This window comes from Methylobacterium sp. J-001 (assembly GCF_022829565.1).
Taxonomy (GTDB): domain Bacteria; phylum Pseudomonadota; class Alphaproteobacteria; order Rhizobiales; family Beijerinckiaceae; genus Methylobacterium.
In genome coordinates this window covers 31681-47587 of the sequence record NZ_JAKSYN010000058.1, presented here as the reverse complement: position 1 = coordinate 47587, position 15907 = coordinate 31681, and the positions used below count along the sequence as shown (strand labels likewise).

General features: G+C 71.5%; 9 protein-coding genes. 4 read left to right on the top strand and 5 right to left on the bottom strand.

Annotated features, from left to right (window positions below; genetic code table 11):
• Positions 1-88: 88 nt before the first annotated feature.
• From MKK65_RS06315 to MKK65_RS06300, 4 genes are all read right to left on the bottom strand, one after another.
• Positions 89-2173, bottom strand: coding sequence for a hypothetical protein (locus MKK65_RS06315; RefSeq protein ID WP_243956394.1), 2085 nt, complete (start codon positions 2171-2173; stop codon positions 89-91).
• 604 nt (positions 2174-2777) lie between these two features.
• Positions 2778-5597 (bottom strand): DUF4159 domain-containing protein, encoded by a 2820-nt coding sequence (locus MKK65_RS06310; protein WP_243956393.1) that lies wholly within the window; start codon positions 5595-5597, stop codon positions 2778-2780.
• Positions 5598-5604: 7 nt separating this feature from the next.
• Positions 5605-6432: a DUF58 domain-containing protein gene (locus MKK65_RS06305; protein ID WP_409565370.1), complete on the bottom strand. Its 828-nt coding sequence runs from the start codon at positions 6430-6432 to the stop codon at positions 5605-5607.
• Positions 6433-6518: 86 nt separating this feature from the next.
• Entirely contained in the window at positions 6519-7523 is a 1005-nt protein-coding gene (locus tag MKK65_RS06300) for an AAA family ATPase (protein WP_243956391.1), read from the bottom strand.
• Between the two features lie 290 nt (positions 7524-7813).
• On the opposite strand from MKK65_RS06300, the gene MKK65_RS06295 reads away from it, so the two are divergent.
• Both MKK65_RS06295 and MKK65_RS06290 read left to right on the top strand, forming a co-directional pair.
• The gene (locus MKK65_RS06295) at positions 7814-10921 is read left to right on the top strand and encodes a rhamnan synthesis F family protein (RefSeq protein WP_243956389.1); all 3108 of its coding nucleotides are present in this window, start codon (positions 7814-7816) and stop codon (positions 10919-10921) included.
• Positions 10922-10940: 19 nt separating this feature from the next.
• On the top strand, positions 10941-12476 hold the full coding sequence (locus MKK65_RS06290; RefSeq protein WP_243956387.1) for a glycosyltransferase family 2 protein: 1536 nt from the start codon (positions 10941-10943) through the stop codon (positions 12474-12476).
• 512 nt (positions 12477-12988) lie between these two features.
• Here the strand turns inward: MKK65_RS06290 and MKK65_RS06285 are convergent.
• Positions 12989-14260 (bottom strand): FAD-dependent monooxygenase, encoded by a 1272-nt coding sequence (locus tag MKK65_RS06285; protein WP_243956385.1) that lies wholly within the window; start codon positions 14258-14260, stop codon positions 12989-12991.
• A 95-nt stretch (positions 14261-14355) separates the two neighbouring features.
• On the opposite strand from MKK65_RS06285, the gene tesB reads away from it, so the two are divergent.
• On the top strand, positions 14356-15255 hold the full coding sequence (tesB, locus tag MKK65_RS06280; RefSeq protein ID WP_243956383.1) for an acyl-CoA thioesterase II: 900 nt from the start codon (positions 14356-14358) through the stop codon (positions 15253-15255).
• Positions 15256-15556: 301 nt separating this feature from the next.
• The gene (locus MKK65_RS06275; RefSeq protein ID WP_007559495.1) at positions 15557-15895 is read left to right on the top strand and encodes a P-II family nitrogen regulator; all 339 of its coding nucleotides are present in this window, start codon (positions 15557-15559) and stop codon (positions 15893-15895) included.
• The last annotated feature ends 12 nt before the right edge of the window (positions 15896-15907 follow it).

Genomic DNA, 15907 nt, shown 5'->3' with positions numbered 1-15907 from the left:
AGGGGCCACCCTCCCCCGCAGAGGGGGGAGGGAGGGCGTCGCGGCTGTCCGATCCAGTCGGACAGCCGCGACGCGAAAAACCAAAAAATCAAGCCGCACGTCCGCGGCGGCCCTCGACCAGCCACATGGCGAGCACAGCGGCCGCGAGCGCCGCGAGCGCCGCGAGGCCGAGCGCCAGCGGGTAGACCTCGACGCCGCGGATGTTGGCGCTGTCGCTCGGGCGGAAACCGATCCAGTCGCCGCCGGCCAACCGGCCGCTGCGCACGGTGGCGAGCCGCGGCACCTGGGTGGTGCCGCCGGCATCCGCGACCCGGCGGATCGAGCCGCCGCAGCCCTCCGCCACCGCCTTCAGGCGCTCGGTGTCGCTGAAGACGTCGGCGAGCTCGCGCGGATTGGCCGGACCGACGCTAACGAAGGCCACGAGGTTGCCCGAGCGCAGGGTGTGCAACCCCAGGGTCTCGGCGTCGAAGGTGCCGGTGAACAGGCCGGGCTCGCCGGGCTTCAGGGTGAGCGTCGTGACCTTCCCGGTCGGCCCGGTGACGGTGACCGGCTCGACCTGCTCGGCCATGGTCTGGCGCTCGACCCGCACCTCGCGACCGCGGCCCGTGGTCTGCGCCCGAAGGGCCTCCTCTTCGAGGGCCGGCTCCTTCATCAGCCAGTGCGCGAGGCGGCGCAGCAGATCGAGATAGGGGCCGCCCTCCTGGTAGCCCCGCGCCCAAAGCCAGGCGTGGTCGGACAGGAGCAGCGCTACGCGGCCCTTGTCCTCTCGGGACAGGGCGAGCAGCGGTAGGCCATCGGCCCCCGACAGGATCGGCTGGATGCCGGGCCGGGTGCGGGCCTGGACGATGCGCAGCCAGTCGCCCCAGGCGGGCGGGTTGGCGTCCGAGCCCGGCAGGTCGCGGGTGACAGGGTGGCGCTCGCCGACCTGGGTCGGCGTCGCCTTGTAGGGGCGCTCGACCACCCGACCGTCCGGGTCGCCCGGCAGGATGCTGGCCAGTCGCGTACGGGCGAGGCTCGCCGGTCCGGCATATTCGGGGCCGGCTGCGACGAGCAGCGCGCCGCCCTCACGGACATAGCGGACGATGTTGTCGAAATAGGACTGTGGCAGCACGCTCTGGTTGGCGTAGCGGTCAAAGATGATCAGGTCGAAGTCCTTGATCTTCTGAACGAACAGCTCGCGGGTCGGGAAGGCGATCAGCGACAGTTCGGAGATCGGCGTGCCGTCCTGCTTCTCCGGCGGGCGCAGAATGGTGAAGTGCACCAGATCGACGTTGGCGTCGGATTTCAGCAGGTTGCGCCAGGTCCGCTCGCCCTGGTGCGGCTCGCCGGACACCAGGAGCACCCGCAGCTTCTCACGGATGCCTTCGATCGGCAGGACGGCGCGGTTGTTGACCGTGGTCAATTCCCCCGGCAGCGGCTCGACTTCGATCTCGACGACGTTCGGGCCGCCATGCTCGATCCGGGTGGTCAGCGCGAACGGCTTGTCGGTTGCGACGTCCCGCCGGTCGATCTCCTCGCCGTCGCGGCGGACCGTGACCACGGCATGGCCGGTGCCGCCGCGCTCCATCACCTCGGCGCGGATCGAGAGATCCTTGCCGACGATGCCGAAGCGCGGCGCCTCCAACAGCTTGATCTGCCGGTCGCGCTCGTCCGGATGACCGGTGACCAGGACGTGGAGCGGCGCCTTGATGCCGAGCTGGGCTATCGCCGTGGGGATGTCGTGGACCACGCCGTCGGTGAGCATCACGATGCCGGCGAGCCGCTCGGGCGGCACGTCGGCAAGCGCTTGCCCCAGCGCCGTGAACAGCTTGGTGCCGTCGTCGCCATCCTTGGCGTCGGGCACATCGATGAAGCGCGGCTCGATATTGGTGAGCGCGCCGAAGCGGCGCTGCAGCTCGGCCCGGACCGAATCGGTCATCTGTGGCCGGTCGCCCAGCGCCTGCGAGCCGGAGCGGTCGACCACGATCGCGGCGATGTCCTTCACCGGCTCGCGGTCCTCCCGCACCAGGGCCGGGTTGGCGAGAGCGGCCAGCACAAGGGCGAGCACCAGGGCGCGCAGCAGCGCCGTCCGGCCCCGCGCCACGAAGGCGAGAACGGCCAGGATGACGACGATGAGCCCGAGAGCGGCCAGGACCGACCAGGGCAGGAGAGGGGTGAAGCTGAGGCTCAGCATGGGGCGGAGCGCTCCGGTTCGGTGGTGCGGTGGCTTCTTCCGCCGGGCGAGCTACGGCCTAAGCCTTTTTTGACCGTGGCCGTCGTCTGGGCGTGACCGCGGAAGGCGCCGGTCCCCCCTCCCGTGCGGGAGAGAGACAGGGTGAGGGATGCGACCTTTCTGGATAGACCTGACCCCCCACCCCAATCCTTTCCAGGACAGGCTAACAGATTTACATATTGCTGCCGGATGAGAGCCAAGGCTAACCCCAAGCGCGTCTCCCTCCCCCCTCTGCGGGAGAGGGTGGCCCCTGCGTCAGCAGGGGTCGGGAGAGGGGAACCCGGGTTCCGAAAGGGGCGGGGGCGGCATGACGGCCGCAGCCTTGTCCTGAACCGTCGCTCCCCTCTCCCGACCCCCTTTCGGGGGCCACCCTCCCCTACAGAGGGGGGAGGGAGAGTCGCGGTGTTTCCCATCTCTTCTGCCGACCTCGATATATGAATCTGCAAGCCCGCACGGGAGAGGGGGCGCGTCGCGGCCTGCGACAGCGCCCGCGCATCGCGTTCGTGTCGCCCGTAGTCCACAGAGGGGGGAGGGGCTTCGGCGCCTCGCTGGTTATCCAAAAAACTCACTGCCCCAGCCGCTCCAGCAGCGCGGGCACGTGGACCTGGTCTGCTTTGTAGTTTCCGGTGAGCGTGTAGATCACGATGTTAACGCCGCCCCGGAACGCCATCTCACGCTGGCGCTGGTCGCCGCCGACCACCGGGTAAAGCGGCTCGCCGCGGCGGCCCACCGCCCAGGCGGCGGCGAGGTCGTTCCCGGTGATGATGATCGGGCTGACGCCGTCGCCGGCCCGGGCGGGGCGGCGTTCGGCGCCTTCGGCGGCGGGGGGCAGCGCCTCGACCCAGGTCTGGCCCGTGGCGTAGCGGCCCGGGAAGCTGTCGACGAGATAGAACGCCTTGGTCAGCACATGGTCCAGGGGCACCGGCTCCAGTTCCGGTACTTCGAGGGTCGCCAGCATCTTGCGCAGGTAAGCCGCCTCCGGCGAGGGGGGGGCGCCGGGGCGGGCGGTGAGCGCGTCGCGGGTGTCGAACAGGACCGTGCCGCCGTTGCGCATGAACGCGTCGATCTTGCGGATCGCCGCCTCGGAGGGCTGGGGCCGGGACGGCGCGATCGGCCAGTAGATCAGCGGGTAGAAGGCCAGCTCATCCTTGGCCGGATCGATGCCGGCGGGCTCGCCCGGTTCGAGGGCGGTGCGCGAGGCGAGCATTTGGGTCAGGCCGGTCAGGCCGGCCCGGCTCGCCTCGTCGACGGCGGCGTCGCCGGTGATCACGTAAGCGAGCCGCGTGACGAGGGCGGATTCGATACCGTTCGGCCGGTTGGCCGCGGGCTCCTCGGCGCGCAACGGCTGCGCCGGCATTGCGGCGAACAGGAGCAAACCCGCGAAGGCCAGCACGGCCGGGCGCCCGCGCAGGCGGCTCGCCCAGGCCGAGCGGCGCAGGAAGCCGCCGAGCCACAGGCCGGCCAGGGTGTCGAGGGCGAGCAGCAGCAGCGCCAGGGTGAACAGGGTCGGGCGCAGATCCAGGGTCTCGGCTCCGGCGAGGGTTCCGATCCGGGCGCCGTCCAGCGCCGCGGTGTCGAGGGGCTTCAGGCGGTCGTCGGGCTTAAGGGCGTTGACGCTGATGCCGCCATCGGCCGGTCCGTAGAAACCGGGCGGGTGCTCGGCGTTCCCCCGGTCGGCATAGTCGGCCGCGACCGCGGTGGCGGAGGCGGGGGGCGAGCCGAGCGCCCCGAACCCGTCCAGCGTCGCCCGGGGGGCGAGTACCACCGCGGAGGCGCGGCTCGCCTCGCCCGCCGGGGGCGCCGAGGTGCCGGCGAGACCCACGACGCGCCGGAGCATGTCGATGAACAGCCCCGAGAGCGGCAGGTTCGACCAGGTCGTGTCGGCGGTGACGTGGAACAGCACCAGCGTGCCCTGGCCCCGCTTCTGCGCGGTGACGATCGGCGTGCCGTCCTGCAGGGAGGCCCAGGTCCGGTTCGGCAGGTCGCCGTCCGGCTCGGCCAGGATCTGGCGGCGCACGCCGATATCGGCGGGCGGCGTCAGCCCCGCGAAGGGGCTCTCGGGTGGGAATGGCGCCAGGGTCTTGGGGCTGTCCCAGGACAGGGTGCCGCCCAGCGTCCGGTTGCCCCGGCGCAGGCGGACCGGCACCAGCGGGTCGTTGCCGGCGGCGAGGCGCGGGCCGGCGAAGCGCAGCAGCATGCCGCCGGCCTTCACGAAGCTCTCGACCCGGGCGGTGGTCTTCTCGTCCAGCGCCCCGACATCGGCCAGCACTAGCACCGAGACCTGGTTGTCGAGGAGCTGGTTGATCGACTCCGCCGTACCCTTGGCGCCGCGCGCCTCCTGAACGTCGGCGAAGGGCTGGAGCGCCCGGGCAAGGTAATAGGTCGGTGCCAGCAGGGGTTGGGTCTGATCCAAGGTGCCGCCGAAGACGAGCCCCACCCGGCGGCGCTTGCCGCGTTCGTCCTGCAGCACGACGGCCCCGGCCGAGCGTTCCCCGGCGATCTCCAGGCGGCTGATGCTGTTGCGCAGCTCCACGGGCATCTCGAACGTCGCCGTCGCCTCGGTGGCGTCGGCCGCGAAGGCGATGTCGCGCTCGGCCAGCGGCAGGCCCTTCTGATCGAGGGCCCGGATCACGCCGGTGTCGCGCCCGTTCGGGGCCGCCCGCAGGGCCCGGGCCGTGAGGGTGCCGCCGGTCTCGGAGGCGGTGAGCGCCAGGGCCGGCGGTTTTTCCGCCCGCAGCACCGTCAGGGCAGCGCCGCTGTTGCCGACGAGGTCGGCCAGGCCCTTAGCGAAGCGCTCGTCGCTGGCGCCGGCGACGCCGTCGCTGATCCAGACGAGGCCGGCGCCCCGGTTCTTCTCCAGGAACGCGCCGATGCTGGCCAGATGCGCGTCGCGGGTCGGCAGGATCGGGCGCGGCGCCAGGGCGCGCAGGCGCTCCAGGGCGGCGGCTGGCGTCCTGGCCTCGAAGGCCGCAGGCGGCTCGGCCAGGCCGATCACCGCCACCGGCCGCCCGTCCCGAGCCGCGCCCTCGACCGCGTCGGTGGCGACACGCAGCCGGTCGCGCCAGTCGTGCGCGGCGGCGAAGCCGTTGTCGAGCAGCACAAGGAGCGCGCTGCGCCCGCCGCCCGCCCCGACACCACCGGGATTCCAGACCGGGCCGGCCACCGCCAGGATCAGCGCGGCGGCGATCAGCAGGCGCAGGAGCAGCAGCCAGGGCGGGGTGCGCGCCGGCGTCTGCCGTTGCGGGATGAGGTCGGCGACGAGCTTGAGCGGCGGGAATTCGATCCGGCGCGGGCGCGGCGGCGTGACCCGCAGCAGGAACAACAGGGCCGGCAGGCCGATCAGGGCTGCGAGCGCCAGGGGCGCCGCGAAGGTCAGACCGAGCATGGCGGCATCACTCCGGGCCGCGCGCGGCGATCAGCGTGGCCAGCCGCAGGGCTGCCTCGCTCGCAGGGCGGTCGGTGCGGTGGATGGTGAGCGTCCAGCCCTGTTGGCGGACGATCGCCTGGAGGGCGGCGCGGTGCTCGGCGATGCGGGCGCGGTAGCGGTCGCCCCAGGCGCCGGCGTCGCCGATCGCGAGGCTGAGCCCGCCTTCGAGGTCGTGCAGCACGGCCTGACCGGTGAACGGGAACGTCTCTTCGATCGGATCGACGACCATCAGCAGATGGCCGCGGCTGCCCCGCCCGGCGAGGCTTTGCATGGCGGTCGCGATCCGGTCGGGATCGGTGAGGAAGTCGCCGATCAGCACCACCTCGTCGAAGCGCGCCGGGGTTGCCCGGGGCGGCAAGTCCTGCTCCAGGCCGGACTTGTCCGCGATCAGCGCCTGGATCATCCGCTCGACGATGCCCCGCGAGGCGGTGGCCCGGGTCAGCCCCAGGAGCCCGACCCGCTCGCCGCCCTCCACGAAGGCGTCGGCGAGGGCCAGGCCGAGGATCAGGGCCCGCTCGACCTTGGAGGCCGCCGCGAGGTCGGAGGCAAAACCCATCGAGGCGGAGCGGTCGATCCAGAGCCAGATGTTGTGGGCCGCCTCCCATTCCCGTTCGCGCACGTAGAGCCGGTCGTCCCGGGCGGAGCGGCGCCAATCGACCCGCGCGGCGGCCTCGCCGGTGACGAAGGGGCGGAACTGCCAGAAACTTTCGCCTGGCCCGGCCCGGCGGCGGCCGTGCAGGCCGTGGGCCAGCAGGCTCGACACCCGTCGCGCCTCCAGGACGAGGCGGGGCATTTTTTCGGAGAGGGCGGTCGCGCCCTCGCTCTCGCGCCTGCCGGGGGTGCGCCGTTCGGAGTTGAGGGCGTGTGTCCCGACCAAGGCTAAAGCTTCTCGGCGAGCTTGCCGATCAGGCCCTCGATAGTCTCGCCGTCGGCGCGGGCGGTGTAGCTCAGCGCCATCCGGTGCTTGAGCACCGGCTCGGCCAGGGCCTTCACGTCGGCCACGGAGGGCGCGACCCGGCCCTCGATCAGCGCCCGGGCACGGGCGGCCAGCGTCAGCGCCTGGCTGGCGCGGGGGCCGGGGCCCCAGAGCAGCTTGTCCTTGACCAGCGGGTCTCCGCCATCGGGCCGGGCGGCGCGCACGAGGTCGAGGATCGCCTCGACCACGGCCTCGCCCACGGGCAGCCGGCGCACCAGGCGCTGGGCAGTGAGCAGCTGCTCGGTGGACATCACCGCGTGCGGGCGCACCTCGTCGATGCCGGTGGTCTCGATCAGGATCCGGCGCTCGGCGGCGCGGTCGGGATAGCCGACGTTGATCTCCAGCAGGAAGCGGTCGAGCTGCGCCTCGGGCAGCGGGTAGGTGCCTTCCTGCTCGATCGGGTTCTGGGTGGCCAGCACGTGGAACGGCCGCGGCAGGTCGTGGCGGGCGCCGGCAACCGAGACGTGGCCCTCCTGCATCGCCTGGAGCAGGGCCGATTGCGTCCGCGGGCTCGCCCGGTTGATCTCGTCGGCCATCAGGAGCTGGGTGAAGACCGGCCCCTGCACGAACCGGAACGCCCGGCGGCGCTCGGCATCCTCCTCCAGGATCTCTGTGCCGAGGATGTCGGACGGCATCAGGTCCGGGGTGAACTGCACGCGCCGCGCGTCGAGGCCGAGTACGGTGCCCAGCGTCTCCACGAGCTTGGTCTTGGCGAGCCCCGGCAGGCCGACGAGCAGGCCGTGGCCGCCCGCCAGGATCGTCACCAGGGCGAGATCGACGACCTTCTCCTGCCCGAAGATCACCCCGTGGATCGCGTCGCGCGCCTGACCCACCGCGGCGAGGCAGGTCTCCGCGGTCGCCACGATGCCGTCGTCAAGGCTGGTGGCCGGGCTGATCGCCTGCGTCATGCGGTTGTCCGTCTCCTGTCCGGGGCTCCGGGGAACCCCGTCGGTCATCCGGTCAATGTGGGGCCGTTCGCACCGGGCTGGCAAGGTCGGGATCGCCGCACGCGGTTTGGGCGGGATTATCCGAGGGGTCGGAGCCGCTGCGCGGCAGCACCGCGACACGGCCCTTGGCGCAGGCCGGCTGGACCATTAGGAAGGCGCGCGAGCCGGGGCGGCCGGCTGAACCTCCTGATGTCTCTCGCGGATTGCGGCGTGGGCAGCACAGCGGGCCTCCCGCGTATCCGGTAAACACCATGCGCCTTCGAGATGTGTTCGTCGCAGGGCCCGCGCGGTCCCTCACGCGCCCGCTGGCCCGGCGCCTGAAGCGGCGGCGGACGAACGAGCCCCGGCAGGCGGATCTGGTGGCGGCCGTGAAGGCCTCGGGCCTGTTCGATCCGGCCTGGTACGCGCGGCGCTATCCCGACGTGGTCGGCGAGGGGATCGATCCGCTCGTGCACTACGCGGTCCATGGCGGGCGCGAGGGCCGCTGGCCGTCGCCGCTGTTCCACGGCGACCGCTATCTCGACGCCGTCCCGGGCCTGCGCGCCGAGGGCGTGAACCCGCTGATCCACTACGTCGAGCGCGGCGCCGATGCCGGCATCGCTCCCAACCCGCTGTTCGACCCGGACTGGTACGCGCAGCGCTATCTCGGCGGCGCCGACGCCCGCGCCCGGGCGTTCTTCCACTTCCTAAAAAGCCCCGACACCGACCCATCGCCGCTGTTTGACTCCGCCTGGTACCGGTCGCGCTACCCGGATGCCCGGGAGGCGGGCGGCATCGCGCTCAGTCACTATTTCGAGACCGGGCGGAAGCAGGGCTACCTGCGCAATCCGGAAGAGTTCGCCGGGCTGTCCCGGCATGTCGACCTGATCCGCCGCTCGGGCATCTTCGACGCCGAGTTCTATCGCGGGCGCTGCCCCGAGGCCGAGACCAGCGGACTCGAGCCGCTGGAGCATTACGTGATGGCCGGCGGCTATCGCCGCTACGCCCCGCATCCCCTGTTCGACCCGGACTGGTACGCCGCGCAATCGGCGGCGGTGCGCGCCGACAGCCTCAACCCGCTGGTGCATTTCCTGGAGCACGGCGCCCGGGAGGGACTCGATCCCGGCCCCTGGTTCGACACGCGCTGGTACACCAAGACCTATCTCGCCGACGACGAGACGGAGGCCAATCCGCTCGCGCATTTCCTGACCGACAATGGCCGGCGCACGAGCCCGTCCCCACGCTTCGACGCGCCCTGGTACCTCGCCCGCTACCCCCGGGTCGCGGCGCTTGGGCTCAACCCCCTGGTCGATTACGTCACGACCGGGCTTGAGGCGGGGCGGCTGACCCGCCGGGTCGCCGGCACCGCGGTCCCGGAGGCGGCCGACGCCCGGCTGTCCTGCCTGAAGCGGGAGCCGCGCCGGCACGGCCGCACTGCTCTGTTCATCACCCACGCGCCGGAGGGGCGCATCCGCGGCCATGTCGAGCCCTACCTGCGGGCGTTTTCCGAAAACGGCATCGACATCGTGCTGATCATCGCGGCCGACCAGCACAAGACCGTGGTGCCGGAGGCGATCCTGACGCTGTGCGCCTCAGCCTACCTGCGCGAGAACACGGGCTTCGATTTCGCGGCCTGGGCGCATGTCCTCCTGGAGGACGACGACCTGCTCGACTCCGAGACCCTGTATCTCGCCAACGACAGCCTGGTCGGGCCTCTGGACAGCGGCGACTTTGCCGGGCTGCTGGCGAAGATCGATGCCTACCCGGAGGCGGTGATCGGGCTCGCCGACAACTTCTACTACAGTCACCACCTGCAGAGCTTCTTCCTGGCCCTGAAGAAGCGCTGCCTGTCCTCCTACGCCTTCAACCACTTCATCCAGTCGGTGGCGAACTGGCCGGACAAGAACACCGTCATCACCGAGTACGAATTGACCTTCTCCGGGCGGATGCGGGCCGCGGGGCTCGGCATGCGCAGCCTGTTCTCGGCCCAGAACAAGCACATGACGCTGGTCAACGACCCGCGCAACAACCGCACCCTGTTCGACTGGGAGAACATGCTCGGTCAGGGCTTCCCGTTCGTGAAGCGCTCGCTCCTGGGCGAGCACGCCGCGATCGGCGGCACGGCGGTGCGCGCGGCGATCGAGGAGCGCGGCTTCGATCTCGACCGGCTCGACCAGACCTTCACCTATCCCGGCCCCAAGATCTGGGCCGACCTGCGCAGGCCCCAGGCGCCGGAGCGGCCGCTGCGGGTCTCCTACGTCTCGCCGATGAACTACGCCAACGGGCTCGGCGTCGCGGCGCGCAGCTACGTGCGGGCGCTGCACCGGGCGCCCTTCGCCCTGAACGTGCATCCGATGGAGCGCTCGTTCCACGTCCATGCCCGGGTCGGGCCGGGCTGGCAGGCCCGGACCTTCTCGGGGGCGCCGGATGTCGCCCTGGTGCATTTCAACGGCGACAGCTGGCATTCGCTGATGAGCGAACGGCAGCTCGCCATCGCCGCGAGCGCGCGGCTCAAGATCGGGCTGTTCGTCTGGGAGACCTCGCACGTGCCCGGGGGCTGGCTGCCCACCGTGGACGGTCTCGACGCGATCTGGGCGCCCACCGAGTTCTGCGCCGCGATCTTCCGCCAGATCACCGACATCCCGGTCGATGTCGTGCCCTACGTCGTCGAGAACGAGCCCGGCGAGCCGGCAAGCGCTGCCGCCAAGGCCAACCTGCGCAAGGCGTTCTCCATCGACCCGGCCAGACGCGTCATCCTCTACGCCTTCGACGGGTCGAGCTACCTCGCGCGGAAGAACCCGCACGCGCTGATCCGGGCGTTCCGGGCCGCGGGGCTGGCGCGATCCGGCTGGCAGCTCGTGCTCAAGACCAAGCACGTGTTCGACCTGCCCGACGAGGGCAAGAAGCTGCTCGACCTCGTCGGCAAGACCGGCGACGTGGTGGTGATCGACCAGCCGCTGTCCCAAAACGAGCTCGGCGCCCTGTTCGAGCTCTGCGCGGTCTATGCCTCGTCGCATTCCTCGGAAGGCTTCGGCCTAACGATCGCCGAGGCGATGGAGATGGGCAAGGTCGTGGTCGCCACCGATTACGGCGGCAGCCGCGACTTCCTCGACGCCACCTGCGGCTTCCCGGTGAAGGCCGAGATCGCCGCCCTGGACCAGACCTACGGACCGTATCTGCGCGGCGCCGAATGGGGGCAGGTGGACGAGGCCGACCTCGCCCGCGCGCTCACCGACGCCGCCCGGGCGGTGACCAGCGGCGACGCCGCGCGGATCGGCGCCGCCGCCCGCGCCCGGATCCGCGAGCGCCTGTCGATCGGCGCGGTGGCCGCCGCCATGGAGGCGAGCGTCAGCCGGCTCCTCGCTGCCGAACGCATTTGACGCCCGGGAGACGCAATCCGTGTTGAACAAGAAGCCGGTCCCGGCCCCGTCGGCCTCCTGGAGCGCGCGCACCTGGCCGGACGCGATCCTGCCGCTGCCCCTCGACGAGCGCTTTCACCCGGTCGGCGAGCGCAAGCTCGGACAGGTCGCCGCCGGCCAGCTTCCCGCCTGCCGGGCCGTGTTCGTGGCTCCGGCCGCGTCCGATCTGCACCCGGACCTGTTCGCGCCGATCCTCGCCGCGATGGCCGAGCGGCCGGATATCGGCATCTTCTACGGCGACGACGCCGTGGTGGACGGCGCGGGCCAGGTCCGCAGCGTCCATTGCAAGCCGGCCTTCAACCCGGCCCTGCTCATGGCCGACGATTACATCGGCTTCCCGCTGGTGATCCGCGTCTCGGCCCTGGCGAGCCTCACCCCGGATTTCGGCCGTCGCACCGGCAACGCCGCCTGGTTCCGGCTGCTGCTCGACGCGATCGCGGCGGGCATCGGCATCGACCGGATCCCGCAGACGCTGATCGCCTCGCCGCTGGCGCGCCCGAAGGCGAAGCGCGCCGCCCGGGCCGACGTGCTCGACCGCTGGTTCCAGGGCTCCGGTTCCCCCTTGCGCACCGTCCCCGGCCTGACCCCGGACACGCTGGAGATCCGCCGCAGCCTCGACGCGCGGCCGCCCGTGACCCTGGTGGTCCCCACCGCCCAGAGCCGGCCCCGGGATGAAGAGGGTCGGATGATCGAGGGCGCCAAGCCCCACGTGATCAACCTCCTTGATAGCCTCGGACGCAGCAGCTACCCGGCCGACCGGATCCGGGTGCTGATCGGCGACGACAAGGCCGACGACGCGATCTACCGCGGCCGCTCCGACCGCTTCGCCGTGACCCGCCTGCTCACCGCGCGGCCCGAGGGCGCGCCGTTCAACTACGCGGCCAAGATGAACACCCTCTGGCGCGCCGCCGAGACCGACCTCGTCATCCTGATGAACGACGACCTGGTGGTGCGCCGCCCGGGCTGGATCGAGGCGCTCCTGACCTTCGCGCTGGACCGCGGCGTCGGTGGCGTCGGCGGGCGGCTGCTGTTCCCGAACGGCAAGATCCAGCATGCCAGCATGTTCGGCGGCATCTTCGATGTCTGCGCCCATCCCTGGTACAACCGCGACGCGGCCGAGCCGACCTACGGCGACTGGGCGCTGGCGCAGCGCGACTGCTCGTCGGTCACGGGCGCCCTGTTCGCCACCCGCAAGGCGGTGCTGGAGGCGGTGAACGGCTTCGACGAGAGCTTCGCCCTCGACTTCAACGACGTCGACCTGTGCTTCAAGCTGCGGATGCTCGGCTACCGCATCGTCTACACGCCGTTCGCCGAGATGGCGCACCACGAGAGCGCCTCCCGGCAGACCAGCTTCGCCCCGGGCTCGCAGATCGCGCGCTTCCTGCGCCGCTGGCACGACGTGCTCACCGACGACCCCGCCTACAGCCCGCAGCTGCGCACCGACACCGACGTGGTCGCCCCCCGGGCCGACGCGGCCCGCTGGGTGACCGAGCGAAGAGCAGGGCAGACGGCCTGAGCCTGCCAAGATCGAGACCGTGCGCCGCTCCTCCTCATTGATTGGGTAGCGAAGCCAGAAGGTGCCGGACGAAGCGCTGGTCCCCTCTCCCGTGCGGGCTAGCGGATTCACACTTCAAAAAGCTCTATCGCAAGTCTCTGAAACACAACGCGTTTCCCCTCCCCCTTGCGGGGAGGGGTCAGGGGTGGGGGTGGTGCCGGAGAAGGCGCAGTGGTGCCTTCTGAGCGACCCCCACCTCCAACTCCTCCCCGCAAGGGGGAGGAGAGCGCGCCGCGCTTTCCGCAAGCCGTTGTGTGAATATCGTATCCCGTGAGGGAGAGGGACAGGGTGAGGGGTGCGACCTCTCCGGAAAGACCTGGTTCCTCACCCCAACCCTCTCCTGAACGGGAGAGGGGGCGCGTTGCGCCTCACAGATGCCGACCTGCGAGCACCAAAAATCTGGGACAGACAGGGCCTTGTCATGTCTGAACGGCGCCTCTTGTCGAACCGTAGACGGGTTGAAGTTTGATCCCTTACAGCGCCTCGCCGCGCATCAGCCGGGGCCGGGTGCCCCGGGAGGCCGCGGCCTCGCCGATGAAGAACCGCTTGAGGCGGGGCAGCCGGTCGACGATTCCAAGGCCGAGATCGCGGGCGAGCCGCAGCGGCAGGGCGTCGTTGGAGAACAGCCGGTTCAGCCCGTCGGTCGCCGCCGCCATGGCGAAGCTGTCGAACCGGCGGGCGCGCTCGTAGGCCCGCAGCACGTCCGGGCCTCCCGGATCGAGGCCGAGGCGGAGCGCTCCGGTCACCGCTTCCGCCAGCGCCGCGGCGTCGGCCAGGCCAAGATTGAGGCCCTGGCCGGCGATCGGGTGGATGACGTGGGCGGAATCCCCCAGCAGCGCCAGCCGTTCCGCCCGGAACGCCCGCGCGATGCCGAAGGCCAGGGGATGCCGGCTGGGCCCGTACTCCAGGGCCAGCGTGCCCAGATCCAGGGTGAACCGGCGCTCGATCTCGGCCAGCACCTCGTTGGGCTCGCCCGACAGCAGCGCGTCGGCCTCGTCGGCGCGCTCGGTCCAGACGATCGAGGAGCGGTGGCCGAGGGGGCCGCCGTCCCGCAGCGGCAGGATCGCGAAGGGGCCGGCCGGCAGGAAATGCTCGAAGGCGCGCCCGCGATGCGGCCGGGCATGCCCGATCGTGGCGACGATGCCGACCTGCGGATAGGACCAGCCGACCCAGCCGATTCGCGCCGCCTCGCGCAGCCGCGAGCGCGCCCCGTCGGCGGCCACCAGCAGGTCGGCCCTGAGGGGCGCACCTGCGGTCAGCTCCGCCCGGATCGCCGCGCCCTCCGGTACCGCCCGCACCACGCCCCCGGTACGGATGTCGACGCCCGCGTCCCGGCAGGCGTCGGAGAGAGCCCGCGCCAGGGGCTCGGCCTCGACCATGTGGGCGAAGGGCTCGCCCACCGCCCGGTCGGGCTGGTCTTCTTCCTCCGGCCCGAAGGTCAAGAAGACTGGCCGGACCGGGTCGGCGAGGCGGCTGTCGGAGATCACCATCTCGGCGATCGGCTCGGCGGCGGCCGCGATTCGCTCCCACAGCCCGAGCTGCGTCAGCATCCGCCGCCCGCCCGCCGCCAGCGCATAGGCGCGGCCGCGATGCCGGGCGGGATCGGCGCCGTGGGGGTCGATCACGGTCACGGCGAGCGCCGGGCCGTGGGCCTGCTTGAGCGCGAAGGTCAGGGCGAGGCTGGCGAGGCCGCCGCCGGCGATCAGGAGGCTGCGGCTGCCGGGGCGGGGCGTCTGGGCCGTCATCGTCACGGATCTCCGATCTGGGGGCCGAGCGCGTGGATCGCTCTGCCCGAAAGGCCTATGTCGCGTTTGGACGACGAACGGAAACCCCGCGACTCATGACCGACGCCACCACCGACGCGATGACCGACGCGGTCGCCGAGCTCATCGCCATCCTCGACCTGGAGCGGCTCGAGGTCGACCTGTTCCGCGGCCAGAACCCAAAGACCGGCTGGCGCCGGGTGTTCGGCGGCCAGGTGGTGGCGCAGGCCCTGGTGGCCGCCACCCGCACGGTGCCGGACGACCGGCCGGCCCATTCGCTCCACGCTTATTTCATGCTCCCCGGCGATCCCCGCGCGCCGATCGTCTACGAGGTCGAGCGCATCCGCGACGGGCGCAGCTTCACCACCCGGCGGGTCAAGGCGATCCAGCACGGGCGGGCGATCTTCGCCACCACGATCTCCTATCAGGTCTCCGAGGGCGGGTTCGAGCACCAACCGGCGATGCCGGATGTCGCGGGGCCCGACGGCCTGCTCGACGGCAAGGCGCTGGCCGCCTCCGGCGCCACCGGCATGCCCGAGGCGGTGGCCGCCTATTTCGGCCGCGAGCGCCCGATCGAGCTGCGCCCCGTGGACCTCGACCGCTACATCGCCCGCCGCAAGGACGGGGCGCCGCCTAAGCCGGTGTTCAATGTCTGGCTGCGCGCCGCCTCTTCCCTGCCGGACGACCCGGCCCTGCACCAGGCGGTGCTGGCCTACGCCTCCGACATGACCCTGCTCGACGTGTCGCTGATCCCGCATGCCAGCTCGGTGTTCGACCCCGGTATCCAGGCGGCGAGCCTCGACCACGCGCTCTGGTTCCACCGCCCGGTCCGGATCGACGAGTGGCTGCTCTACGCCCAGGACAGTCCGGCCGCCGGGGGGGCGCGCGGCTTCGCCCGCGGCCAGATCTTCGATCGCGCCGGCAACCTCGTCGCCTCGGTGGCGCAGGAAGGCCTGATCCGCCCGCACGGGGATTAAAACGCCGTCGCGGACGTGTGTTGCAGAAATGCACCGACGGTAATTGCACACTTTCGCAGCGATTGCCCGCTTCGTGAGCATGATCGCCGCGGTGTCTGCCTTGTGCTTCGCCGGGTCCGGTTATTTGCTGGGCATATCAGCGTCCGGCCAGAAAGTTCCTCATGAGGCCTGCGTGGCATAGTCCTTGAATAGCCCCGCTCAACCGCGGGCCAGCCCGGCTCGGCGGGCGGCCTGGACCGGGCTGCCGCAGGGATCGGGCGACGGCATCGGTTCCCAGGGACTCGGTAAGGGGGCGCCGCCCATGAAGATCGTGATGGCCATCATCAAGCCGTTCAAGCTGGAGGAGGTGCGCGACGCGCTCACCGGAATTGGCGTCCACGGACTGACGGTGACGGAAGTGAAGGGCTACGGCCGTCAGAAGGGCCACACCGAGATCTACCGGGGCGCGGAATACGCGGTGAGCTTCCTGCCCAAGCTCAAGATCGAGGTCGCGGTCGCCTCCGACCTGACCGCCAGCGTCATCGACGCCATCGCAGGTGCGGCGCGCACCGGCCAGATCGGCGACGGCAAGATCTTCGTGCTGCCCCTCGAGAAGGCGGTGCGCATCCGGACCGGCGAGACCGACGCCGACGCCCTCTGAGCCGGCTCGCTG